This is a genomic window from Streptomyces sp. NRRL S-455, from assembly GCF_000717875.1.
Classification (GTDB): domain Bacteria; phylum Actinomycetota; class Actinomycetes; order Streptomycetales; family Streptomycetaceae; genus Streptomyces.
On the sequence record NZ_JOCT01000001.1, the window covers coordinates 491,581 to 513,674 of the forward strand.

Consider the following 22,094-nt stretch of genomic DNA (forward strand, 5'->3'; position numbering starts at 1 on the left):
GGCCCGGCGGCACGCCCGGGCGAGGACCCCTCAGCCCAGCGTGCCCAGGAACCGCACGTGCGGCCGCCGTTCGGGGCCTTCCCGGCTGACGGCCGCCCGCACGCCGTACACCTCGGCGATGAGCTCCTCCGTGACGACGTCACCTGGGGCGCCGCACGTCACCACCCGCCCCCGGCTCAGGACGACGACCTGGTCGCAGTACATGGCCGCGAGATTGAGGTCGTGCAGGGCGACGACGGTGGTGACCGGCAGGCCGCTGACCAGGGCCAGCAGGTCGAGCTGGTGGTGGATGTCGAGGTGGTTGGTGGGTTCGTCCAGGAGGAGTTCGCGTGGCTCCTGGGCGAGCGCGCGGGCGATCTGCACCCGCTGCCGTTCGCCGCCCGAGAGCGTGTGCCAGGGCTGGCCAGCACGGTCGGCGAGGCCGGTGCGTTCAAGGGCGGCACGCACCGCCCGTTCGTCGTCCGCCGAGGCGGGCGTCCAGGCGCGGCGGTGCGGTACGCGGCCCAGCCGTACGACATCCACGACCGTCAGCTCGACCTGTGTGTCGGCCTGTTGCTCGACCATGGCGAGGCGTCGGGCGACGGTACGGCGGGGCAGGTCGCGCAGCGGGGTGCCGTCGAGGGTGACGATCCCGGCGGTCGGCGTGAGCAACCCGGCCAGCAGCCGCAGCAGCGTGGACTTGCCGGAGCCGTTGGGGCCGAGGACACCGACCGTGGAGCCGGTCCGAGGCGCGAGGACGACGCCGTCGAGGATGAGGCGCCCGTCGGCACGGCGGCTGACCCGGTCGGCCCGGAGCCCGGCGACGTCCGCCGGATCCCCGGTACTTGTTCGCGTCCGGGTCACCGCACCCTCCTCGTCCGGTACAGCACCACCACGAACGCGGGCACCCCGATCAGCGAGGTCACGACCCCCACCGGCACCTCCTGCGGGTCCAGGACCGTGCGGGCCAGGGTGTCCACCCACACCAGGAACACCGCACCGGCGAGCGCGGTGACCGGCAGCAGCCGCGTATGGCCGGGGCCGGCCAGGGCCCGGGCGGCGTGCGGCAGGACCAGCCCGACGAAACCGATGGCCCCGGCCGAGCTGACCAGCGCGGCCGTGAGCAGGGCCGTGACGCACAGCAGCACCAGGCGGGTGCGGGCCACGGACACCCCGAGCGCCGCGGCCGCGTCCTGCCCGAAGGCGAAGGCGTCGAGGGCACGGCCGTACGACAGGCACACCAGCAGCGCCGCCGCCAGCACGGCCAGGCACAGCCACACGTCCGTCCAGCCCGCGCCGCTGAGCGAGCCGAGGAGCCAGAACAGCACGCCCCGGGTCGTCTCGGCGTCGGCGGAGGTCAGCACGACGAAGGAGGTGAGCGCGGAGAAGAGCTGCATGGCGGCGACGCCGGCCAGGACGACCCGGTCGGTGGTGCCGCCGAGGGTGTGGCTGAGCAGCAGCACCAGCGCGAAGGACAGCAGGGCGCCGGCGAAAGCGCCGGACGACACCGAGACGGCACCGCCGCCGACGCCCAGCACGACGACCACGACCGCGCCGGTGGAGGCGCCCGAGGACACCCCGAGCACGAACGGGTCGGCGAGCGGGTTGCGCAGCAGCGACTGCATCACCGCCCCGCACACGGCCAGTCCGGCGCCGCACACGGCGGCGAGCAGGGTGCGCGGCAGCCGCAGCTGCCAGACGATCCCGTCCCGCACCGGGGTCAGTTCCGAGGTGCCGAGGCCGGCATGGGCGGCCACGACGGACCACACGTCGGCGACCCTGATGTCGGCGGGACCGATGGTGATGGCCACGGCGAGGGACGCGACGAGCGCGACGGCCCCGGCCGCGCCCAGAGCGAGCCCCGGCCCGCGACGGGGCCGGGCCGCCCCGGCCGCCGGAGCCGCGACCTCCCTCAGGCCGCGGACGGTCACTTGACCAGTCCGAACCGGCGCAGCCCGGCCGCCACCTGCTCGACACCCTCGACGGTGCGGATGGTCGGGTTCATGGCCTGTCCGCTGAGCAGCACGTACCGCTTGTGCCGGACCGCGTCCATGTTCCTGGTGACGGGGTTGGACTCCAGGAAGGCGATCTTCTTCGCGGCCGACTCGGCGGTCTGCGACTTGCGGGTCAGGTCACCGATGACGAGGACGTCGGGGTCGCGGTCGGCGACCGTCTCCCAGTTGACCTGCGGCCATTCCTCGTGCGTGTCGTCGAAGACGTTCTTCGCGCCCAGGGCCCGGGTGATGATGCCGGGCGCTCCGCAGCAGCCGGCCATGTAGGGCGACTCGGAGTTGGCGAACCAGTACAGCAGGGTGACGTCGGAGGCGTCGATGCCCCGGGTGGCCTTCGTCATGCGCCGTTGGAGGGAGGCCACGAGCCGGTCGCCGCGTTCCCTCACTCCGAACACGGTGGCCAGGTCACGCACTTCGCCGTAGACGGTGTCGATGCCCAGGGCCTTGTCGCGCGTGCCGTCGCCGCCGGAGTTGTCCTTGCCCGCGCAGTCGGACGGGGAGACGTACGTGGGTACGCCGAGCTGCTCGAACTGCTCGCGGGTGGCGACGCCGCCCTTGCCGAGGGTGGAGACGAAGGACGCGGCGACGAAGTCGGGGTCTGCGTCCAGGACGCGCTCGAAGGACGGGTTGTTGTCGGCGATGCGCGGCACGCGCGCGTCGGCCTTCTCCAGCCCCTTCATCACGGGGTCGGTCCAGGTGGCCGTCCCCGCCAAGCGGTCGGCGAGGCCGAGGGAGAGCAGGATCTCGGTGGTGCCCTGGTTGAGGGAGACGGCATGCCGCACAGCGGCCTTGACGCGGACCGTCCGGCCGCAGTTGTCGAGCGTGACGGCGGCCTTCGTGGTGCCGGGCCCTGGCTCGGGGGCACCGCAGCCGGTCAGGAGCAGAGAACCGGCCGCGAGCAGGAGGGCGGCACGGGTGGGGTGGGCGAGGGGCACGGAAACCAGTCCTCAGTCGTCGAGGGCCCGAACGCGGAGCCCGGTCGTACGGTGCTCCCCCGCCGCGAACGGCCGCGGGGGCCGCCAGCAGGTCTTCGGACTCGGGTTCACCCGGTACGGGACGCCTTCCCGGACGACTCGCACGCCGTCCAGTGGCCGAGGCCCCGCCCGTCCCCCTCACCGCTGCGCGTCAGTTCCGGATTCGCACCGGATTCCCTGACCCACGTACATGGGTTCGACTGGCGTCGGCAAGCTATCACGCGGGCCACCGGGGAATCACCGCGCGCCCTGCCTCGTTGTGCGGAGAACAGCTCGTTCACGACGTCCGGAGGAGGCCGCCGGTGTACGGCGACGACGCAACGGTCCGCAGGATCCTCACCGAGCTCGGCGACACCTGGGCCGTGGTGGGCCTGTCGTCGAACCAGGCGCGCGCGGCGTACGGCGTCGCCGCCGTGCTCCAGCGCTTCGGCAAGCGCGTCGTGCCCGTGCACCCGAAGGCGGAGACGGTGCACGGGGAACAGGGGTACGCGAGCCTGGCGGACATCCCCTTCGACGTGGACGTCGTGGACGTGTTCGTGAACAGTGACCTCGCCGGAGCCGTCGCCGACGAGGCGGTCGCGAAGGGGGCGAAGGCCGTGTGGTTCCAGCTCGGCGTCGTCGATGCGGCGGCGTTCGACCGGACCCGTGCGGCGGGCCTGGAGATGGTGATGGACCGCTGCCCCGCCATCGAGATTCCCCGGCTCGGGCGGTGACCGGACTGTGGTCGGTGCCTCCATAATGAGCGGATGCCGCACGCCTCACCGCCTCCCGGCTCCGGCGCCCCGCACCGTTTCCCGGTCGTTGTCGTGGGCGCCGGTCCCGCCGGTCTGACCGTCGGCAACATCCTGCGGGCCGCCTCCGTGGACTGCCTGGTGCTGGAGACCGAGACCCGCGCGTTCATCGAACAGCGGCCCCGGGCCGGGGTCATCGAGGAATGGGCCGTGCGGGCCCTGGAGAAGCGGGGCCTCGCCCGGAACCTGCTGGACCGGGCGGAGCTGCACACCGCGTGCGAGTTCCGCTTCGACGGTGAACGGTATCGTTTCCCCTACGGCGAGCTGACGGGCCGTCACCACTTTGTCTACCCGCAGCCCTTGCTGGTGACGGACCTGGTGCGCGAGTACGCCGACGTACGCGGCGGGCAGATTCGCTTCGGGGTCCGGGACGTGCGTGTGCACGGCATCGAAACCGACCACCCTTCGGTGTCGTACCTCTGCTCCGAGTCGGGTGAACGGCGGGTCGTGCACTGCGAGTTCGTGGCGGGCTGTGACGGGGCGCGCGGGGTGACCCGGGCCTCGCTGCCGCCGGAGCGGGTCCGGACAGCACGGCACGACTACGGCATCGGCTGGCTGGCCCTGCTCGCCGAGGCGCCGCCGTCCGCCGACTGCGTGCTGTTCGGCTGCCACCCGAACGGGTTCGCCGGGCAGATGCCGCGCAGCCCGGAGGTGACGCGCTACTACCTCCAGTGCCCGCCGGGCGACGCCCCGGAGAACTGGCCGCACGAACGCGTCTGGACGGAGCTGCGGCAGCGGCTCGGTGCGGCCGGTGCGCCGCCGCTGACGGAGGGGCGGCTGATCGAGAAGCGCGTACTGGACATGCACGACTACGTGGTGGAGCCGATGGTGCACGGCCGGCTCCACCTCGCCGGCGACGCGGCCCACCTGGTCGCCCCCATCGCCGCCAAGGGCATGAACCTCGCCCTGCACGACGCCTTCCTGCTCGGTGACGCCCTGGTGGCCCATCTGACCGACGGGGACGACAGCGGCCTCGGCGGCTACACGGAGGCGTGCCTGCGGCGGGTGTGGGACTACCAGGAGTTCTCGCAGTGGCTGTCCGAGGTGTACCACGGGGCGGCGTCGGGGGACCCCTTCCGCGCGAGCACCTCGCTCGCCCGGCTGCGCCGGCTGTTCTCGTCGCCCTCGGCGGCCGCCGCGTTCGCCGAGCAGTACCTCGGGACGGCCGATCGGTACTGAGCCCGCGGTGCCGGCTCAGTCGTGCACGGGCCGATCGGTGAGCCGGTGGTCGGCCACCTTCAGCGCCTCGTCCACGAGCCGGCGCAGATGGCCGTCGCGGAGTGCGTAGATCACCCGGCGGCCCTCCTTGCGCGTGCTCACCAGGCCCGCGAGGCGTAGCCGCGCCAGGTGCTGGCTGACGGCCGGCCGCGCGGCCCCGCACGCCTCCGTGAGCGTCGTGACATCGGCTTCTCCCCTGGTCAGGGCATGCAGCAGGGTGATGCGGGTGCGGTCACCGAGCAGGGCGAGGAGTTCGGCGGCGAGCGCGAACTGTTCCTCGCTCGGGGTGCGCGGATGCGCATCGTCCGCAGGTGACAGGTGCATGCGTGCGCTCATACGCACATAATGGCGCCGTGGGCGTGTGCACGTCCACTCGCGCACGGAAGGGGACCCACGTGAGTCACGACCACCCGCACGAGCACGGACACGAGGGCCACGGGCACGGCGACCCCGGACACGGGCACGGGGGCCACGGGCACGCGCACTCCCTCACCGGCCTCCGTCATCGCCTCTCCCACCTCCTCACCCCGCACTCCCATGAGACCGCCGACAAGGTGGACTCCGCGCTGGAGTCCTCGGCGCGCGGCATGCGGGCGCTCTGGGTGTCACTCGCGGTGCTCGGCCTCACCGCCCTCGCGCAGGCGGTCGTGGTGGCCGCCTCCGGCTCGGTGGCGCTGCTCGGGGACACCGTGCACAACGCCGCGGACGCGCTGACCGCCGTACCGCTGGGCATCGCGTTCGTGCTGGGCCGGCGCGTGGCCACGCGCCGCTTCACCTACGGCTACGGGCGGGCCGAGGACCTGGCGGGCCTCGTGATCGTGCTGACGATCGCCGCGTCCGCGGCCTTCGCGGGATGGACGGCGATCGACCGCCTCCTCGACCCGCGCCCCGTGGAGCACGTCCCGGCGGTCGCCCTGGCCGCCCTTGCCGGGTTCGCGGGCAACGAGTGGGTCGCCCGCTACCGCATCCGCGTCGGCCGCTCGATCGGCTCGGCCGCACTGGTCGCCGACGGACTGCACGCCCGCACGGACGGGTTCACCTCACTGGCCGTGCTGCTGGGCGCCGGTGGGTCGGCTCTGGGATGGCAACTGGCGGACCCGGTCGTCGGATTGGCGATCACGGCGGCGATCGCGCTGGTGCTGCGGGACGCGGCGCGGGAGGTGTTCCGGCGCGTGATGGACGCGGTCGACCCGGCCCTGGTGGACCGGGCGGAGCGGGCACTGACCGAGGTGGCGGGCGTGCGGGGCGTGGGCGAGCTGCGGCTGCGCTGGATCGGCCACCGCCTCCGCGCTGAGGTGGCGGTCGTGGTGGACGGCGACGTCTCGGTACGTGAGGCCCATCGCATCGCCGTCGACGCGGAGCACGCGCTGCTGCACGCCGTACCCCGCCTGACCGCGGCACTGGTCCACGCCGACCCGGAACCGGCCCCGGGTGAGGCCGACCCGCATCTGACGCTGGCCCACCACACGGCGGCGTAGCGCCACCGGCCGCCGTACCGGATGCGGTGGGCCCCTGTCAGGACACGGGCGGCACGGAGACGGCCATCATCATCTCCATCGGCACATCGCTGGTGTTGCCGTACGTGTGCGGGGCGTTGGCCTCGAAGGAGACGCTCGCGCCCGCGGGGACGCGGTGCTCCACGCCGTCGACGGTGAGGGTCAGCTCCCCGGCCGTGACGTGGAGCAGCTCGACGGTGCCGGCCGGATGCGGGTCCGAGGGGCTGCTCTCGCCGGGCATCAGCCGCCAGTCCCACATCTCCAGCGGCCCCGGCGCCTCGGTGCCGGCGAGCAGCCGGTTGTAACTGCCGGCGTCGGTGTGCCACAGCCGTACGGCCTGCCCGGCCGGGACGATGCGGACCTTCGGGCCCCGTTCGTAGTCGAGCAGGGTGGTGATGCTGACACCGAGCGCGTCCCCGATCTTGACGACGGTGCCGAGGCTGGGGTTGGTGCGGGCCTGCTCGATCTGGATGAGCATGCCGCGGCTGACGCCCGCCCGGGCGGCGAGCACGTCCAGCGTGAAGCCGCGCACCGCGCGCCAGTGCTTGACGCTGCGCGCCAGGGACTGGGTCAGCAGGTCGAGGTCCGACACATTCCGTCCAATATTCTGTATGACACAGTGCAACAGGGTGCACTATGGTGTGGTTGACCTGATCGTTCACTGAACTGTACTGCGAGGCATCCGGACCATGACAGCGCTCTTCGCCCTGGCCACCAGCCTGCTGTGGGGACTGGCCGACTTCGGCGGCGGACTGCTGACCCGGCGCACTCCCGCGCTCACGGTGGTCGTGGTGTCGCAGTCGATCGCGGTGGTCGTGCTCGGCGCGGTCGTGGTGGCGACCGGCGGCTGGAGCGAGGCGGGGCCGCAGCTGTGGTTCGCCGTGGCCGCCGGTCTGGTCGGACCGGTGGCGATGCTCGCCTTCTACAAGGCGCTCGCGCTGGGCCCCATGGGTGTGGTCTCGCCGCTCGGTTCGGTCGGCGTGGCCGTGCCGGTCGGCGTGGGCCTGGTGCTGGGTGAGCGCCCCGGTCTGCTGCAGTTCGTCGGCATCCTGGTCGCCGTGGCCGGTGTCTGTCTCGCGGGCGGCCCGCAGTTCCGCGGCGCTCCCGTGCAGCGCCAGGCCATCGCCCTGACCCTGCTCGCGGCGTTCGGCTTCGGCGCGGTGATGGCCCTGATCGCCGAGGCGTCCACCACGCTGACCGGCCTGTTCCTCGCCCTGTTCGTGCAGCGGGTGACGAACGTCGCCGCCGGCGGACTGGCGCTGTACGTGTCGGTGCGGCGCGGGGCGCCCGCCCTCGCGGCGGACGGCTTCCCGTGGCGCTCCCTGCCGGCTCTCGCCTTCGTCGGCCTCGCGGACGTCGCCGCGAACGGCACGTACTCGATCGCCGCGCAGCACGGCCCGGTCACCGTCGCCGCCGTGCTCGCCTCCCTGTACCCGGTGGTGACCGCGGTGGCCGCGCGTGGCGTCCTGCGCGAACGGCTGCGGGCGGTGCAGGCGGCGGGGGCGGGCCTCGCCCTGGTGGGCACGGTCCTGCTGGCGTCGGGCTGACCCCGGCCGGGGCCGTCAGGACCCCGGCGCCGGCTCGGCCATGCTGCCGGGCGTCTTCTCCTCGTCCAGTCCGGCCAGCCTCGCCGCGGTCTCCTCGTCCATGCCCGACAGGGCACGCAGCTGCTCGGGCGTGACGCCCTCCGGTATCGGCACCGGCGGTGGGGTGCGCAGCGGCGGCTGCCAGCCGTCGTCGGGCGTCCAGCGCCGTACGACGCGGGCCGGCGCCCCTGCCACCACGGCGTGGTCCGGGACCGTGCCGCGGACGACCGCGCCCGCGGCCACCACCACGTTCCGCCCGATCCGGGCTCCGGGCAGGATCACCGCCCCGGTGCCGATCCAGCAGCCGGGCCCGATGTCCACCGGTTCCATCCGCGGCCACTGCCTGCCGATCGGCTCGTGCGGATCGTCGTAGGAGTGGTTCGTGGACGTCACATAGACGTACGGGCCGAAGTAGCAGTCGCTGCCTATGGTGACCGTCGTGTCGGCGATGACGTGGCTGCCGCGGCCCAGGACGACGCCGTCGCCGAGGCGCAGGATCGGGTCCGGGCCGAGGTCGAGGTCGGGCATCAGGCCAGCCGTGAGGGTGACCTGTTCGCCGATGATGCAGTGCGCGCCGACGTGGATCCAGGGTTCGCCGAAGACCGTGCCGAGCGGGAAGGCGAGCCTGGTACCCGTTCCCATCGCGCCGAATCGGTAGCGCCCGGGATGCTCGGCGGTGACGGAGCCGGTGCGCTGCACCCAGGCCCAGCCCGCGTGGACGGCGCGCTGCGCGAGGCCGCGCCGCCAGGAGGAGAACGTGTTCTTGCGCTTCGGCACGAGGTCACGGTACTCACCGGTAGCCCACCCCGCGGCGTCGGAGGCCTGTGATCTTCACCCCACCGAGTGGCGTACGGTGTGCGCGTTGTCTACGACGTTGTGGAGGCCGGCATGGGACAGCGGGCGATGATCACGGGGATCGGCGGCAGGGAGCCGCGGATCGACGAGACGGCGTTCGTGGCGCCGACGGCGTCGGTGATCGGCGGTGTTTCACTGGGGCCGGGGGCGAGCGTCTGGTACGGGGCGGTGCTGCGCGGTGACGTCGAGTCGATCTCCGTGGGGGCGAGCAGCAACGTCCAGGACAACTGCACGCTCCATGCCGACCCGGGGTTTCCCGTCAGCGTCGGTGAGCGCGTGAGCGTCGGGCACAACGCGGTGGTGCACGGGGCGACCGTCGAGGACGACTGTCTGATCGGTATGGGGGCGACGGTTCTGAACGGGGCGGTGATCGGGGCCGGGTCCCTCGTCGCCGCCCAGGCGCTCGTGCCGCAGGGAATGGTGGTGCCGCCGGGGTCTCTCGTCGCGGGAGTGCCGGCCAAGGTCAAGCGCCCGTTGACAGAGGAAGAGCGGCAGGGCATCACCCTCAACGGCACGATGTACGCGGAGTTGGCGAAGGCGCATCGCGACGTGCACGCGTAGGCCGTATGGCGGGTGCGGGTCGTGTGTCGGCTACTCCCCGGCGATCACGGGCTGCGCCTTCTTGGCCTTGCGCTTGAGCACCAGCATGGAGGTCAGGCCGACCAGGACGGCCGCCACCAGCCCCAGCCACGAGAAGCGCTTCAGCCAGGACTCGGCGACGATGCCCACGTAGTAGATGACCGCTGTCGTGCCACCGGCCCAGACGATGCCGCCGAGGACGTTGGCGATGAGGAACTTCCAGTACGGCATGCGGAGCACACCGGCCAGGGGGCCCGCGAAGATGCGCAGGAGGGCGACGAAGCGGCCGAAGAAGACGGCCCACATGCCCCACTTCTCGAAGGAGCGCTCGGCGGTGGCGATGTGTCCCTCGCTGAAGTGCCTGGGGAACTTGTTGCCCAGCCAGGCCAGCAGCGGCCGTCCCCCCTTGCGGCCGATGGCGTAGCCGATCGAGTCGCCGATGATCGCGCCGGCCGTGGCGGTGGCCCCGAGGACGACGGGGTCGATCTCGCCGTGCTGGGAGGCGAGCAGCGCGGACGAGACCAGGATGATCTCGCCCGGCAGCGGGATGCCCAGGCTCTCCAGGCCGATGACCAGCCCCACCAGTGCGTAGACGGCCACCGCGGGTACGGTTTCGAGCCATTCCTGGACGTGCAACGCCGGTTCCTTTCCCTGTGCTTCCCTGCCAGCCCGGGGAAGCCTACCGGCTCGTGGGACGTCGCTTGCGACTCAGGCGTTCCAGCTCCACTCGGCGACCTCGGGCAGGTCGGTGCCGTGCTCACGGATCCAGGCGTGGTGGCGGGTACGGACGTCGGCCATCCGCTGGCGCACGGCCGTGGCCCGCACCGCGAGGCCCGGGACGCGGTCGATGACGTCCATGACGAGGCGGTAGCGGTCCAGGTCGTTGCGGACGACCATGTCGAAGGGCGTGGTCGTGGTGCCGGCCTCCTTGTAACCGCGTACGTGCAGGTTCTTGTGGCCGGCGCGGCGGTAGGCGAGGCGGTGGATGAGCCATGGGTAGCCGTGGTAGGCGAAGATCACCGGCTTGTCGGTGGTGAAGAGGCCGTCGTACTCGAAGTCGTTCATGCCGTGCGGGTGCTCCTCCCGCGGCAGCAGCCGGGCCAGGTCGACGACGTTCACCACACGGACCGCCAGCTCGGGCAGGTGCCGGCGCAGCAGGTGCGCGGCGGCCAGGACCTCCTGGGTGGGGACGTCACCGGCGCAGGCCAGCACCACATCGGGTTCGCGCAGGCCGTCCTCGGTGCCGGCCCAGTCCCAGATGCCGGCGCCGCGGGCGCAGTGCACACGCGCCTCGTCCATCGACAGCCAGTCGAAGCACGGCTGCTTCCCCGCGACGATCACGTTGACGTAGTCGCGGCTGCGCAGGGCGTGGTCCGCGACGGAGAGCAGCGTGTTGGCGTCCGGCGGGAGATAGACGCGGACGACCTCGGGGCTCTTGTTGAGGACGTGGTCGACGAAGCCCGGGTCCTGGTGGGAGAAGCCGTTGTGGTCCTGACGCCACACGTGCGAGGTCAGCAGGTAGTTGAGGGACGCGATGGGGGCACGCCACGGCAGGCGCCGGGAGGTGCGCAGCCACTTGATGTGCTGGTTGACCATCGAGTCGACGATGTGGACGAAGGCCTCGTAGCAGGAGAACAGGCCGTGCCGGCCGGTGAGCAGGTAGCCCTCCAGCCAGCCCTGGCAGAGGTGTTCGGAGAGGATCTCCATCACCCGGCCGTGCCGGTCCAGGTGCTCGTCGACGGGCAGCGTCCCGGCCTGCCAGGTCTTGCCGCTGGCCTCGAAGACGGCCTGAAGCCGGTTGGAGGCGGTCTCGTCGGGGCCGACCAGACGGAAGTCGCGGCGGGCCCGGGTGTCCCGCATGATCTGGGCCAGGAGGTCGCCGAGGACCCGGGTGGGCTCGTGCGTCGTACTGCCCGGCTTGTCGACCGGGACGGCGAAGTCGTCCAGGGACGCGATCGGCAGGTCGCGCACCAGGAGTCCGCCGTTGGCGTAGGGCGTGGCGCCGAGTCGCCTGGGGCCCTCGGGAACGCAGGCGAGGACGTCGGCGACCGGGCGGCCCTCGGCGTCGAACAGCTCCTCGGGCCGGTAGGAACGCAGCCAGGCTTCCAGTTGCCGCAGGTGATCCGGGTTGTCGCGGACCCCGGACAGCGGCACCTGGTGGGAGCGCCAGGTGCCCTCGACGGGCTGCCCGTCGACCTCGGACGGTCCGGTCCAGCCCTTCGGGGTGCGCAGCACGATCACCGGCCAGTGCGGTCGCTCGGTCGCGCCCTCCTCGCGGGCGGCGTGCTGTGCCCCGGTGATGCGGTCGAGTGCGGTGTCCATCGCCCGGGCCATGGCGCGGTGGACCTCGGCCGGGTCGTCGCCGGCGACGTGGAGCGGCTCGTGCCCGTAGCCGCGCAGGAGCGCGTCGAGTTCCTCCTCGGGCAGGCGGGACAGCACCGTGGGGTTGGCGATCTTGTAACCGTTGAGGTGGAGGATCGGCAGGACGGCACCGTCGTGGACGGGGTCGAGGAACTTGTTGGCGTGCCAGGAACCCGCGAGCGGGCCGGTCTCCGCCTCGCCGTCGCCGATCACGCAGGTGACGAGCAGGCCGGGGTTGTCGAGGGCGGCGCCGTAGGCGTGGGCGAGGGAGTAGCCGAGTTCGCCGCCCTCGTGGATGGAGCCGGGCACCTCCGGGGCGACGTGGCTGGGCACGCCGCCGGGGAACGAGAACTGCCGCATCAGCAGTTCCATGCCCTGCGCGTCCCGCGTCACGTCCGGGTACTTCTCGGTGTAGCTGCCCTCCAGCCAGGAGTTGGCGAGAACCGACGGCCCGCCGTGGCCCGGGCCCCAGATGCACAGGGCGTCCAGTCCGCGGTTCTTGATCACCCGGTTGAGGTGGGTGTGGACGAGGTTGAGGCCGGGCGAGGTGCCCCAGTGGCCCAGCAGCCGCGGCTTGATGTGCTCGGCCCGCAGCGGCTCGGTGAGCAGGGGGTTGTCCAGCAGGTAGATCTGACCGGCCGCCAGGTAGTTGGCGGCCCGCCAGTGGGCGTCGAGCGTGCGCAGTTCCTCTTCGGTCGGTGCGGTGCTGCTGTCCTGGCGCGGGGCCTCGGGCATAAGTGACTCCCTGGGTTCTGCGACGGCCTCAGGAGGAGTACCAGTCTGCTCCGGTTCGATGCCGGGCGCCTCCCAGTCATGCGAGGCATGGCCGGGAAGGCCTCCCCGTCATGCGAGGCCTTCCCGGCCACGGGCGACCCGCAAAGGCGAACCCGGCCGGCCGGGGCCGCCGCAACCGCCATCCGGCCCCGGCCCGCGAGGAGTCGGCCTACCGGACCGGGAACGTCGGCGCCGGGCCCGCCCACATCACCTCGGCCGTCCCCGGTCCGGTCCCACCGCGGCGGTCCACCTGGGCGAACGCGTCTCGCCGCTCCCGTGGCGGTTTCCGCCTCCACAGCCTGCTCCCATGTGCCTCTCGGCGTGCTCTCATCTCCGCCCGCCGGCATGGGCCGCATGATCACCCCCCACCGTTCCGCCCCGCCCGCCCCCGTCCGAACCGTGCGCAAGGCGGTCATCCCGGCCGCCGGTCTCGGCACCCGCTTCCTGCCCGCCACCAAGGCGACCCCCAAGGAGATGCTGCCGGTCGTCGACAAGCCCGCCATCCAGTACGTCGTCGAGGAGGCGGCCACGGCGGGCCTGGACGACGTCCTGATGGTCACCGGCCGGCACAAGCGGGCCATCGAGGACCACTTCGACCACGCCTTCGAGCTGGAGCAGGCCCTCGCGGCCAAGGGTGACACCGTGCGGCTGGACGCGGTGCGCGACCCGGCGCGGCTGGCGAGCATCCACCACATCCGGCAGGGCGACCCGCTCGGTCTCGGCCATGCCGTCCTGTGCGCCCGTCGGCACATCGGCGACCAGCCCTTCGCTGTCCTCCTCGGAGACGACCTCATCGACCCGCGCGAGACGCTGCTCAGCCGGATGCTCGAAGTCCGCGGCCACCTGCTCGGCAGCGTCGTGGCCCTGATGGAGGTCCCGCCGGAACAGACCCGGCTCTACGGCTGCGCGGCCGTCGAACCGACGGACGAGGAGGACGTCGTCCGCGTCACCGGCCTGGTCGAGAAGCCGGCCCCGCACGACGCGCCGAGTCGCTACGCCGTCATCGGACGCTACGTGCTCGACCCGGGCGTCTTCGACGTCCTGGAGCGCACTCCGCCGGGCAGGAGCGGCGAGATCCAGCTGACCGACGCCCTCCAGGAGATGGCCGCGGGCGGCGCCGTGCACGGAGTCGTCTTCCGCGGCCGGCGCTACGACACCGGCGACAAGGCCGACTACCTGCGCACGGTGGTGAGACTGGCCTGCGACCGGCCGGACCTGGGGCCGGAGTTCGTCACATGGCTCAAGGGGTTCGTCGCGGGGCTGGACGGCGCGCGACCCGCACGGCGGGACTTCGCGGCCTGACCCACGAGAACCCCGGCACCCGGCCGGGGTTCCGCGGACACGACGGCCCGGTCAGCCGTTGGGACGCAGCGTCCACACCACGGTCATCTCGCCGGTCACGGCGCCATCGGCCCGCTGGATGGCGATGGCCACCGGGAACTCGGGCCGCTCCCCGGCGTCGAGTTCCGCGACGACCTCGGCGGCCGGACGGCCGAGCGTGGCGGTGGCGGTGACCGGGCCCATCGCCAGTTTCTTGTAGGCGATCTCGGCGCTGACGGCGAGCGGCACGGCCCGCGAGAGCTGGTCCCCGAACGCCGCCAGCACGATCGCCCCGCTCGCGGACTCCCCGAGCGTGAACATCGCACCGGCGTGCGGCCCGCCCACGTGGTTGTGGTACTCGCTCTGGTCCGGCAGGGACACCACGGCCCGCTCCGGCGAGGTCTCGAGGAACTCGAGGTTGAGGGTCCTGGCCATGGGCACCGTGGCGGCGAGCATCTCGCCGATGGACATCTGGTCTGCGCTCATGACCGAAGGTTACTCACGAGTAGGCGCGGCTGGCCAGGCCTGTGTGACGACCGCCGCACCGCCCTCGCCGCATCCGTCCGCGCCGCCCCGTTCCCGGGTTGCTGCGTCTTTCCACCTGGAACCCGTACGGCGCCAAGGGGGCAAGCACGAACGCCCGACGCGACCGTCCAGAAGCTCCTGAGCACTGCGCGTCACCGAGGAGGCGCCCACCGGGCGTGACAGGCCAGGCCGTCACGAATCCGTTTGGCAAGTCGGCCCGCCCCCGGCGATAGTCACCCGGTGACGACCCCCACTTCCTCCCGAATCCCCGGCCGACCCGCCTGGGCGGGCCGCAACTACTCCCTGCTGACCGCGGCCGCGGTCGTCACCGGTCTGGGCAGCCAGGGCGCCCTGGTCGCGGCCGCGTTCGCCGTACTCGAAACGGGCGGTGACGGCGGTGACGTCGGCCTGGTCGCGATGGCGCGAACGCTCCCGCTGGTGCTGTTCCTGCTGATCGGCGGCGCCGTCGCGGACCGGCTGCCCCGGCACCACGTGATGGTCGCCGCCAACGCCCTGAACTGCCTTTCGCAGGCCGTCTTCGCCGCCCTCGTGCTGACCGGCGACCCCCGCCTGTGGCAGATGATGCTGCTCGCCGCCCTCGGCGGCACCGGTCAGGCCTTCTTCGGCCCCGCCGCCGAGGGCATGCTGATGTCGTCGGTCGAGGGCGAGCAGGCCGGCCGCGCGTTCGCGGTGTTCCGGATGGCGATGCAGGGCGCGGCTCTGGGCGGTGCCGCGCTCGGCGGTGCCATGGTCGCCGCGATCGGTCCCGGCTGGGTGCTCGCGGCGGACGCGGCGGCCTTCGCCGTCGCCGGGGTACTGCGGGCCTTCCTCGACGTCGGCCACATCCCGCCGCGCGCCCCGGGCGGCGGTCTGCTCGCCGATCTGCGCGACGGCTGGCGGGAGTTCTCCGGCCGGCCCTGGCTGTGGGCCATCGTCGTCCAGTTCTCCATCGCCAACGCGGTGGTCGCCGCCGCCGACGCGGTCTACGGCCCGCTCGTCGCCCGCGACCACCTCGGCGGCGCGGGCCCCTGGGGCCTGGCCCTGGGCGCGTTCGGGGCGGGCACGGTCGCCGGGGCCGTACTGATGACCCGCTGGAAGCCCCGCCGCCTGCTCTTCGCCGGCACCCTCTGCGTGTTCCCCCTGGCCCTGCCCTCGGCCGCACTGGCCGTCCCGGTGCCGGTCGGCGTGCTGTACGTGGTGATGTTCGTCGCCGGCGCCACCGTGGAGGTGTTCGGTGTGTCCTGGATGACGGCCCTGCACCAGGAGATCCCGGAGGACAAGCTCTCCCGCGTCTCCGCGTACGACTGGTTCGGCTCCGTCGCACTGGTGCCGCTCGCCACGGCAGCCGCCGGCCCGGCCGAGGAGGCCTTCGGCCGGTCGGCGGCCCTCTGGGGCTGCGCAGGCCTGGTCGTCCTGGTCACGGCGGCGGCGCTGTGCGTACCGGACGTACGCGGCCTGCGCCGCAGGACCACGCACGTCACACGCGGCGGGGCCACCGGGAACGACTCAGCCGATACCGAACGCCCCGTCGGGGGGCTCGGGTGACGGCACGGCGTCCTCGTCCCGCACCGCCCTCGCGCCACCGATGAACTCCCGCAGTGCGGCGCCGTGTTCCACCCGCGCGGGAAAGGCGTCCGCGGCGGTGAACCGGGTCAGGGTGGCGACGTCGACCGGCCGGTGCCCGGCGACCAGCACCGCGTTCCCGAACCGCCGCCCCCGCAGCACCCCAGGCTCGGCGATCAGGACGAGCTCCTCGAACACCGTGCCCAGGGTGGCCAGTTGGGACCGGAGGAAGGCGAAGGGCGCGGCGTCGGGCAGATTGGCGAGATAGACCCCGCCGTCCCGCAGCACACGCGCGGCCGCACGGACGTACGCGACCGATGTCAGGTGCGCCGGCACCCGTGAGCCCCCGAACACGTCGGCGACGACCACGTCGGCCGAGTCCGAGGGGCCGCTTTCCAGCCACTCCCGGGCATCCGCCGCGTGCAGCTCGACTCGGGCAGCCTCCGGCAGCGGCAGATGCTCGGCCACCAGCTCCAGCAGCCCCCGGTCGGCCTCGACGACGTCCTGCCGTGATCCCGGCCGGGTCACGGCGACATACCGGGGCAAGGTCAGAGCGCCCCCACCGAGATGCAGCACGTCGAGCGCGGCCCCCGGCTCCGCCACGACGTCCAGCGCATGCCCGAGCCGCCGCGCGTACTCGAACTCCAGATGCGTCGGATCATCCAGATCGACGTACGACTGCGGCGCCCCGTCGACGGTCAGCAACCAGGCCCGGGCCCGGTCGATGTCGGGCATGAGCTTCGCAAACCCGTGGTCGACGGACCGGGCGACGGGTACAGACTCGTTCACCCCTTCATTGTGCCTGCGTGACAACGCCCCCTCAGGGGCGCGGGGCTGCGCTGATGTGCGGCTCCGCCGCGTCGGCGCGACCAGCTGCAACGGCCCCGCGGCCCCCAGCGTCTCAACCCACCACGGTCACGGTCCCGGCCCCCACGGTCCTGCCCCCTTCACGGATGGCGAACCCGAGCCCCGGCTCCAACGGCACCTCCCGCCCCAGCTCCACAGTCATGGCAACCGTGTCACCGGGCCGGGCCACCGCCACCTCACCGAGGTCGACGACCCCCACCACATCCGCCGTACGGATGTAGAACTGCGGCCGGTACCCGGTCGAGACAGGCGTCGTGCGCCCGCCCTCCCGAGCCGACAACACATAGACCTGGGCGGAGAACCGCCGCCGCGGCTTCACACTCCCCGGCGCGGCCACCACATGCCCCCGCCGTACGGCATCCCGCGGCACCCCCCGCAACAGCAGCGCCACGTTGTCCCCGGCCTGCGCCTCCTCCATCGGCTTCCCGAAGGTCTCCAGCCCGGTCACCACGGTGTCGACAGCGGCCCCGAGCACCTCGACCCGGTCCCCGACCCGCACCACGCCCCGCTCCACCGCCCCGGTCACCACGGTCCCCCGCCCGGTGATGGTGAGCACGTTCTCGACGGACAGCAGGAACGGCGCGTCCAGATACCGCTCCGGCATCGGCACATACGTGTCCACGGCGTCGAGCAGCGCCTCGATCGACGCCGTCCAGCGCGGGTCCCCCTCCAGCGCCTTCAGGCCCGAGACGCGTACGACGGGTACGGAGTCGCCGCCGTAGCCGTGCGCGGTGAGCAGGTCGCGGACCTCCAGCTCGACCAGGTCGGTCAGCTCCTCGTCCCCCGCGTCGGCCTTGTTGAGGGCGACGACGATGTGGTCGACGCCCACCTGCCGGGCGAGCAGCACGTGTTCCGCCGTCTGCGGCATGATCCCGTCGAGCGCGGAGACGACGAGGATCGCTCCGTCGAGCTGCGCGGCACCGGTGACCATGTTCTTGACGTAGTCGGCGTGGCCCGGCATGTCGACGTGCGCGTAGTGCCGTGTGTCGGTCTCGTACTCGACGTGCGCGATGTTGATGGTGATGCCGCGCGCCGCCTCCTCGGGCGCCCGGTCGATCCGGTCGAACGGCACGAACGCGCCGGTGCCGCGATCGGCGAGGACCTTGGTGATGGCAGCCGTCAGGGTGGTCTTGCCGTGGTCGACATGACCCATGGTGCCGATGTTGAGATGCGGTTTCGTACGGACGTAGGCCGTCTTGGACATGGCTGTACCTCGAAGCGTCTAGTCATGAAGTGGGACCCCGAGGACCTGCCCGACCCTCCCCTTGCGGGGTCCGCCGGACGAACCGGAGAGGGTCAGCTTCGGGCGCCGTCGGCGAAGGCGGTGACATCGACGGCAGCCTTCGGGGCATCCGTGACCACGGATGCTGCGAGGGCGAAGGCGTGCCGGAACATGAGGTCGATCATTGCCGACGCTTTACCGCACGTCGAATGGTTTTCGGCTGCCCGGACGCGCGGCTGCGCACGGCGGCCTGTGACGCTGGTGAGACGAACCATACGGCGATCACACACATTTGTCGGTTAGTGTCACCGGATGCTCGATGCCACCACCCGCTCTGGGGGCACCGCCACGGCCTCTCCCCGGGCCACCGCCGCGGAGCTCGCCGTAGCCGTTCCCCCGGCCACGACCGCCTCGCCCGCCACACCCACCGGTTTCGCCGCCCGCTGCACCAGAGTTCTGTTCTCCCCCTGGTCGCGGCTGTCCCTGCTCATCGCCCTGCTCGCCGCGGGCGCGTGCACGGTGCTGCTGTTCGAGCCCCAGCGGCTGCTGACGCAGGGCTGGCCTCCGCAGCTGGGCGGAGCCGCGGCGGCGGTGGTGTTCACGGCGGCGTACGGCCTGTGCACCGTGGCGTTCGTGCCGAGGCCGCTGCTGAACCTCGCCGCGGGCGCGCTGTTCGGTTCGCAGCTCGGGCTCGGTGTGGCCCTGGCGGGCACGGTGCTCGGCGCGGGAATCGCCTTCTGCCTCGGCCGGGCGCTGGGCCAGGACGCCCTGCGGCCGCTCCTGCGCGGGCGATGGCTGAAGGCCGTGGACGGCCAGCTCAGCCGGCACGGGTTCCGCTCGATGCTGGCGGTGCGGCTGTTCCCCGGTGTGCCGTTCTGGGCCGCGAACTACTGTGCCGCCTTCTCCCGCATGGGCCTGCTGCCGTTCCTGCTGGCGACGGGCCTCGGCTCGATCCCGAACACCGCCGCCTACGCGGTCGCCGGCGCCCGCGCCTCGACGCCGACGTCCCCCGCCTTCCTGATCGCCCTGGCCTGTATCGCCCTGCCGGCATTGGCGGGCGTGGTGGTGGCCTGGCGCAAGCGGCACCGCCTGCGCCAGCTCTGACGAACCGTTACACCGCTCACACCCTCTCGAGCACCATGGCGTTGGCGAGCCCGCCGGCCTCGCACATCGTCTGCAGCGCGTAGCGCGCGCCTCGTTCCCGCATGGCGTGCACCAGCGTCGTCGTCAGACGGGTGCCGCTCGCGCCGAGGGGGTGGCCGAGCGCGATGGCGCCGCCGTGCACGTTGACCCGGGCGAGGTCGGCGCCGGTCTCCTGCTGCCACGCCAGGACGACACTGGCGAAGGCCTCGTTGACCTCGAAGAGGTCGATGTCACCGAGGGCCAGCGACGCCCTGCGCAGCACCTTCTCGGTCGCCGGGATCACGCCCGTGAGCATCAACAGCGGGTCGGACCCGGTGACGGCGAAGCTGTGCAGCCGGGCGAGCGGACGCAGCCCGAGCCGGGCCGCCGTCTCGCTCGACGTGATGAGCACCGCCGAGGCGCCGTCATTGATCGGGCTGGCGTTGCCGGCCGTGACGTTCCACTCGATCTGCGGGAACCGCTCGGCGAAGCCGGGGTCGTGGTAGGCGGGCTTGAGCCCGGCGAGGGTTTCGGTGCTGCTGCCCGGCCGTACGCACTCGTCCCGCGTGACACCCTCCAGCGGCGCGACCTCGGCGTCGAACAGCCCGCCCGCCCAGGCGGCGGCGGCCTTCTGGTGCGAGGAGACGGCGAAGGCGTCCATCTGCTCGCGGCCGATCGACCACTTGGCGGCGATCAGCTCGGCGCTGATGCCCTGCGGGACGAGCCCCTCCGGGTAGCGCTCGGCGACCCCGGGCCCGAAGGGATCCTTGCCTTCCGGCACGTTCGACCACATCGGCACCCGGCTCATCGACTCGACTCCGCACGCCACGACGAGGTCGTAGGCGCCCGCGATGACGCCCTGGGCCGCGAAGTGCACGGCCTGCTGCGAGGAGCCGCACTGCCGGTCCACGGTGGTCGCGGGCACCAACTCCGGGAGGCCCGCGGACAGCACGGCGTAGCGGGTGGTGTTCATGGCCTGCTCGCCGACCTGGTCGACGGTGCCGCCGATGACGTCGTCGATCAGCGCCGGGTCGACGCCGGAGCGCTCGACGAGGGCGCGCAGGGTGTGGGCGAGGAGCTCCACGGGGTGGACGTGCGCGAGGGCGCCGTTCGGCTTGCCCTTCCCGATGGGTGTGCGTACGGCTTCGACGATCACTGCGTCACGCATGAGCGGGCCTCCACGGCTACCAGTGAGTAGGAAATCCAAACTCACCGTAGCCCGGTAGGTTGGAAAATCCAACCCTCTCCTAGACTGAGCGCCATGGCCGCTCCGAAGGACCCGCGCCCCTGCTCCATCGCCGACACCCTGGCGCTCGTCGGCGAGAAGTACTCCCTGCTCGTGCTGCGGGAGGTGTGCCTGGGCAACGGCCGTTTCGACCGGCTGGTGCGCAACATCGGCGCCCCGCGCGACATCCTCGCCACGCGGCTGCGCCGGCTCGTCGACGCCGGGATCCTCGTCAAGCAGCCCTACAGCGAGCGCCCGCAGCGTTTCGAGTACCGGCCCACCCGGGCCGGACTGGAACTGGAGCCGGTGCTGATGACCCTGATGGCGTGGGGCGACCGTCATCTGCGGACGGACGGCGACCGCCCGATGGTCCTCGAACACTCCTGCGGTCAGGCGCTCGCCCCGGTCGTCACCTGCCGCGCCTGCGGCGACGAGGTGCGCCACGAAGACCTCGCGGCCCGCCCCCAGACGCCCGGCTGGACGGTGACCGGACCGACCGCGGCCTGATCCGGATCCGCCGGGCGCCGGGCGCCGGTGCGGCTTGCAAACCCCTGTGTCCGAGCGGCCACCCGGGGGCGCTACGCTTCCCCCTCGGCACACCTGATCACCCGGTCGTCCCAAGCGGCGGCCCGGTCTGCACGTCGTCCATTCCACGATCGGCACTTGGACTCCGCTACCTCATGTCTTGGTTCGAATCACTCATCCTCGGACTCGTCCAGGGGCTGACCGAGTTCCTCCCCGTCTCCTCCAGCGCGCACCTGCGACTGACCGCGGCCTTCTCGGGCTGGGAGGACCCCGGCGCGGCCTTCACGGCGATCACGCAGATCGGCACCGAGGCCGCTGTGCTGATCTACTTCCGCAAGGACATCGGGCGGATCATCTCGACGTGGACGCGTTCGCTCACCGACAAAGCGCTGCGCGGTGACCCCGACGCGCGGATGGGCTGGCTCGTCATCGTCGGCTCGATCCCGATCGGTGTGCTCGGCGTGACACTCAAGGACCAGATCGAGGGACCCTTCCGCGACCTGCGGATCACCGCGACGATGCTGATCGGCATGGGTATCGTCCTCGGCGTGGCCGACCGGCTCGCGGCGCGGGACGAGAACGGCGGCCGGCACCGCGCGCCCAAGCAGCGCAAGGCCCTGGAGGATCTGGGCGTCCGGGACGGCCTGATCTACGGCGTCTGCCAGGCCATGGCACTCGTCCCGGGAGTCTCCCGCTCCGGCGCCACCATCAGCGGCGGCCTGTTCATGGGCTACAAGCGCGAGGCCGCGGCCCGCTACTCCTTCCTGCTCGCCATCCCCGCGGTGCTGGCCTCGGGCCTGTTCGAGCTGAAGGACGCGACCGAGGGCGGTCACGTGTCCTGGGGCCCGACGATCTTCGCCACGGTCATCGCCTTCGGAGTCGGGTATGCGGTGATCGCATGGTTCATGAAGTTCATCTCGACCAAGAGCTTCATGCCGTTCGTCTACTACCGCATCGCGCTGGGCATCGTCATCATCGTCCTGGTCGGCATGGGGGTGCTGAGCCCGCACGCCGGTGAGTCCGCGCACTGACGCGGCCTGTGTGATCCGGCTCTCGTGACCAACCGCATATCGATCGGGTAGCCGTCCGGTAGCGGGCTG

22 protein-coding genes and 1 riboswitch are annotated in these 22,094 nt (G+C 72.4%); of the genes, 10 read left to right on the forward strand and 12 right to left on the reverse strand.

Annotated features, from left to right (window positions below; translation table 11 throughout):
- Nucleotides 1-30: 30 nt before the first annotated feature.
- From IE97_RS0102210 to IE97_RS0102220, 3 genes are read right to left on the reverse strand one after another with little or no spacing between them, the layout of a single operon-like run.
- Nucleotides 31-843 carry an ABC transporter ATP-binding protein gene (locus IE97_RS0102210; RefSeq protein WP_037843832.1) on the reverse strand — a complete coding sequence of 271 codons (813 nt, stop codon included), beginning with the start codon at nt 841-843 and terminating at the stop codon, nt 31-33.
- Complete coding sequence (locus IE97_RS0102215) at nt 840-1,895, reverse strand: iron chelate uptake ABC transporter family permease subunit (protein ID WP_030147468.1); 1,056 nt, start codon at nt 1,893-1,895, stop codon at nt 840-842. Before IE97_RS0102215 ends, IE97_RS0102210 begins: the two co-directional genes overlap by 4 nt.
- Nucleotides 1,896-1,906: 11 nt before the next feature.
- Nucleotides 1,907-2,926: an ABC transporter substrate-binding protein gene (locus IE97_RS0102220; RefSeq protein WP_030147469.1), complete on the reverse strand. Its 1,020-nt coding sequence runs from the start codon at nt 2,924-2,926 to the stop codon at nt 1,907-1,909.
- 68 nt (nt 2,927-2,994) lie between these two features.
- Nucleotides 2,995-3,185, reverse strand: a riboswitch (cobalamin riboswitch).
- Nucleotides 3,186-3,267: 82 nt separating this feature from the next.
- On the opposite strand from IE97_RS0102220, the gene IE97_RS0102225 reads away from it, so the two are divergent.
- On the forward strand, nt 3,268-3,678 hold the full coding sequence (locus IE97_RS0102225) for a CoA-binding protein (RefSeq protein ID WP_030147470.1): 411 nt from the start codon (nt 3,268-3,270) through the stop codon (nt 3,676-3,678).
- Between the two features lie 33 nt (nt 3,679-3,711).
- Nucleotides 3,712-4,935: a 4-hydroxybenzoate 3-monooxygenase gene (locus IE97_RS0102230; protein ID WP_030147471.1), complete on the forward strand. Its 1,224-nt coding sequence runs from the start codon at nt 3,712-3,714 to the stop codon at nt 4,933-4,935.
- 15 nt (nt 4,936-4,950) lie between these two features.
- Here IE97_RS0102230 and IE97_RS0102235 read toward each other — a convergent pair whose 3' ends face one another.
- Nucleotides 4,951-5,310: an ArsR/SmtB family transcription factor gene (locus IE97_RS0102235; protein ID WP_037835044.1), complete on the reverse strand. Its 360-nt coding sequence runs from the start codon at nt 5,308-5,310 to the stop codon at nt 4,951-4,953.
- A 59-nt stretch (nt 5,311-5,369) separates the two neighbouring features.
- On the opposite strand from IE97_RS0102235, the gene IE97_RS0102240 reads away from it, so the two are divergent.
- Entirely contained in the window at nt 5,370-6,452 is a 1,083-nt protein-coding gene (locus IE97_RS0102240; protein ID WP_030147473.1) for a cation diffusion facilitator family transporter, read from the forward strand.
- Between the two features lie 37 nt (nt 6,453-6,489).
- Here IE97_RS0102240 and IE97_RS0102245 read toward each other — a convergent pair whose 3' ends face one another.
- Nucleotides 6,490-7,062, reverse strand: coding sequence for a helix-turn-helix domain-containing protein (locus tag IE97_RS0102245; protein WP_030147474.1), 573 nt, complete (start codon nt 7,060-7,062; stop codon nt 6,490-6,492).
- Between the two features lie 97 nt (nt 7,063-7,159).
- Between IE97_RS0102245 and IE97_RS0102250 the strand changes: the two genes are divergently transcribed.
- Nucleotides 7,160-8,017, forward strand: a complete 858-nt coding sequence (locus tag IE97_RS0102250; protein ID WP_030147475.1) for a DMT family transporter — start codon at nt 7,160-7,162, stop codon at nt 8,015-8,017.
- Nucleotides 8,018-8,032: 15 nt separating this feature from the next.
- Here the strand turns inward: IE97_RS0102250 and IE97_RS0102255 are convergent, their stop codons facing one another.
- Nucleotides 8,033-8,833 (reverse strand): acyltransferase, encoded by an 801-nt coding sequence (locus IE97_RS0102255; RefSeq protein WP_030147476.1) that lies wholly within the window; start codon nt 8,831-8,833, stop codon nt 8,033-8,035.
- 111 nt (nt 8,834-8,944) lie between these two features.
- Between IE97_RS0102255 and IE97_RS0102260 the strand changes: the two genes are divergently transcribed.
- Nucleotides 8,945-9,472: a gamma carbonic anhydrase family protein gene (locus IE97_RS0102260; RefSeq protein ID WP_030147477.1), complete on the forward strand. Its 528-nt coding sequence runs from the start codon at nt 8,945-8,947 to the stop codon at nt 9,470-9,472.
- Between the two features lie 30 nt (nt 9,473-9,502).
- Here the strand turns inward: IE97_RS0102260 and IE97_RS0102265 are convergent, their stop codons facing one another.
- Nucleotides 9,503-10,126 carry a DedA family protein gene (locus IE97_RS0102265; RefSeq protein ID WP_030147478.1) on the reverse strand — a complete coding sequence of 208 codons (624 nt, stop codon included), beginning with the start codon at nt 10,124-10,126 and terminating at the stop codon, nt 9,503-9,505.
- Nucleotides 10,127-10,198: 72 nt separating this feature from the next.
- The gene (locus IE97_RS0102270; RefSeq protein WP_030147479.1) at nt 10,199-12,586 is read right to left on the reverse strand and encodes a phosphoketolase; all 2,388 of its coding nucleotides are present in this window, start codon (nt 12,584-12,586) and stop codon (nt 10,199-10,201) included.
- Nucleotides 12,587-12,979: 393 nt separating this feature from the next.
- On the opposite strand from IE97_RS0102270, the gene galU reads away from it, so the two are divergent.
- On the forward strand, nt 12,980-13,927 hold the full coding sequence (galU, locus tag IE97_RS0102275; RefSeq protein ID WP_030147480.1) for a UTP--glucose-1-phosphate uridylyltransferase GalU: 948 nt from the start codon (nt 12,980-12,982) through the stop codon (nt 13,925-13,927).
- 51 nt (nt 13,928-13,978) lie between these two features.
- Here galU and IE97_RS0102280 read toward each other — a convergent pair whose 3' ends face one another.
- Complete coding sequence (locus tag IE97_RS0102280; protein ID WP_030147481.1) at nt 13,979-14,416, reverse strand: DUF4442 domain-containing protein; 438 nt, start codon at nt 14,414-14,416, stop codon at nt 13,979-13,981.
- Nucleotides 14,417-14,710: 294 nt separating this feature from the next.
- Between IE97_RS0102280 and IE97_RS0102285 the strand changes: the two genes are divergently transcribed.
- The gene (locus tag IE97_RS0102285) at nt 14,711-16,015 is read left to right on the forward strand and encodes an MFS transporter (RefSeq protein WP_051704800.1); all 1,305 of its coding nucleotides are present in this window, start codon (nt 14,711-14,713) and stop codon (nt 16,013-16,015) included.
- Here IE97_RS0102285 and IE97_RS0102290 read toward each other — a convergent pair.
- Both IE97_RS0102290 and tuf read right to left on the reverse strand, forming a co-directional pair.
- A complete protein-coding gene (locus IE97_RS0102290) occupies nt 15,977-16,822 on the reverse strand; it encodes a spermidine synthase (RefSeq protein WP_030147483.1) in 846 nt (281 codons plus the stop codon). The genes IE97_RS0102285 and IE97_RS0102290 overlap by 39 nt on opposite strands.
- A 112-nt stretch (nt 16,823-16,934) precedes the next feature.
- Nucleotides 16,935-18,104 (reverse strand): elongation factor Tu, encoded by a 1,170-nt coding sequence (gene tuf / locus IE97_RS0102295; RefSeq protein ID WP_030147484.1) that lies wholly within the window; start codon nt 18,102-18,104, stop codon nt 16,935-16,937.
- Between the two features lie 330 nt (nt 18,105-18,434).
- Here tuf and IE97_RS0102305 point away from each other — a divergent pair, with 330 nt between their 5' ends.
- Entirely contained in the window at nt 18,435-19,226 is a 792-nt protein-coding gene (locus tag IE97_RS0102305; protein ID WP_030147486.1) for a TVP38/TMEM64 family protein, read from the forward strand.
- A 16-nt stretch (nt 19,227-19,242) separates the two neighbouring features.
- Here IE97_RS0102305 and IE97_RS0102310 read toward each other — a convergent pair whose 3' ends face one another.
- On the reverse strand, nt 19,243-20,412 hold the full coding sequence (locus IE97_RS0102310) for a thiolase family protein (protein ID WP_030147487.1): 1,170 nt from the start codon (nt 20,410-20,412) through the stop codon (nt 19,243-19,245).
- Between the two features lie 93 nt (nt 20,413-20,505).
- Here IE97_RS0102310 and IE97_RS0102315 point away from each other — a divergent pair, with 93 nt between their 5' ends.
- Entirely contained in the window at nt 20,506-20,976 is a 471-nt protein-coding gene (locus IE97_RS0102315) for a winged helix-turn-helix transcriptional regulator (RefSeq protein WP_030147488.1), read from the forward strand.
- 173 nt (nt 20,977-21,149) lie between these two features.
- Nucleotides 21,150-22,025: an undecaprenyl-diphosphate phosphatase gene (locus IE97_RS0102320; protein WP_030147489.1), complete on the forward strand. Its 876-nt coding sequence runs from the start codon at nt 21,150-21,152 to the stop codon at nt 22,023-22,025.
- Nucleotides 22,026-22,094 lie beyond the last annotated feature (69 nt).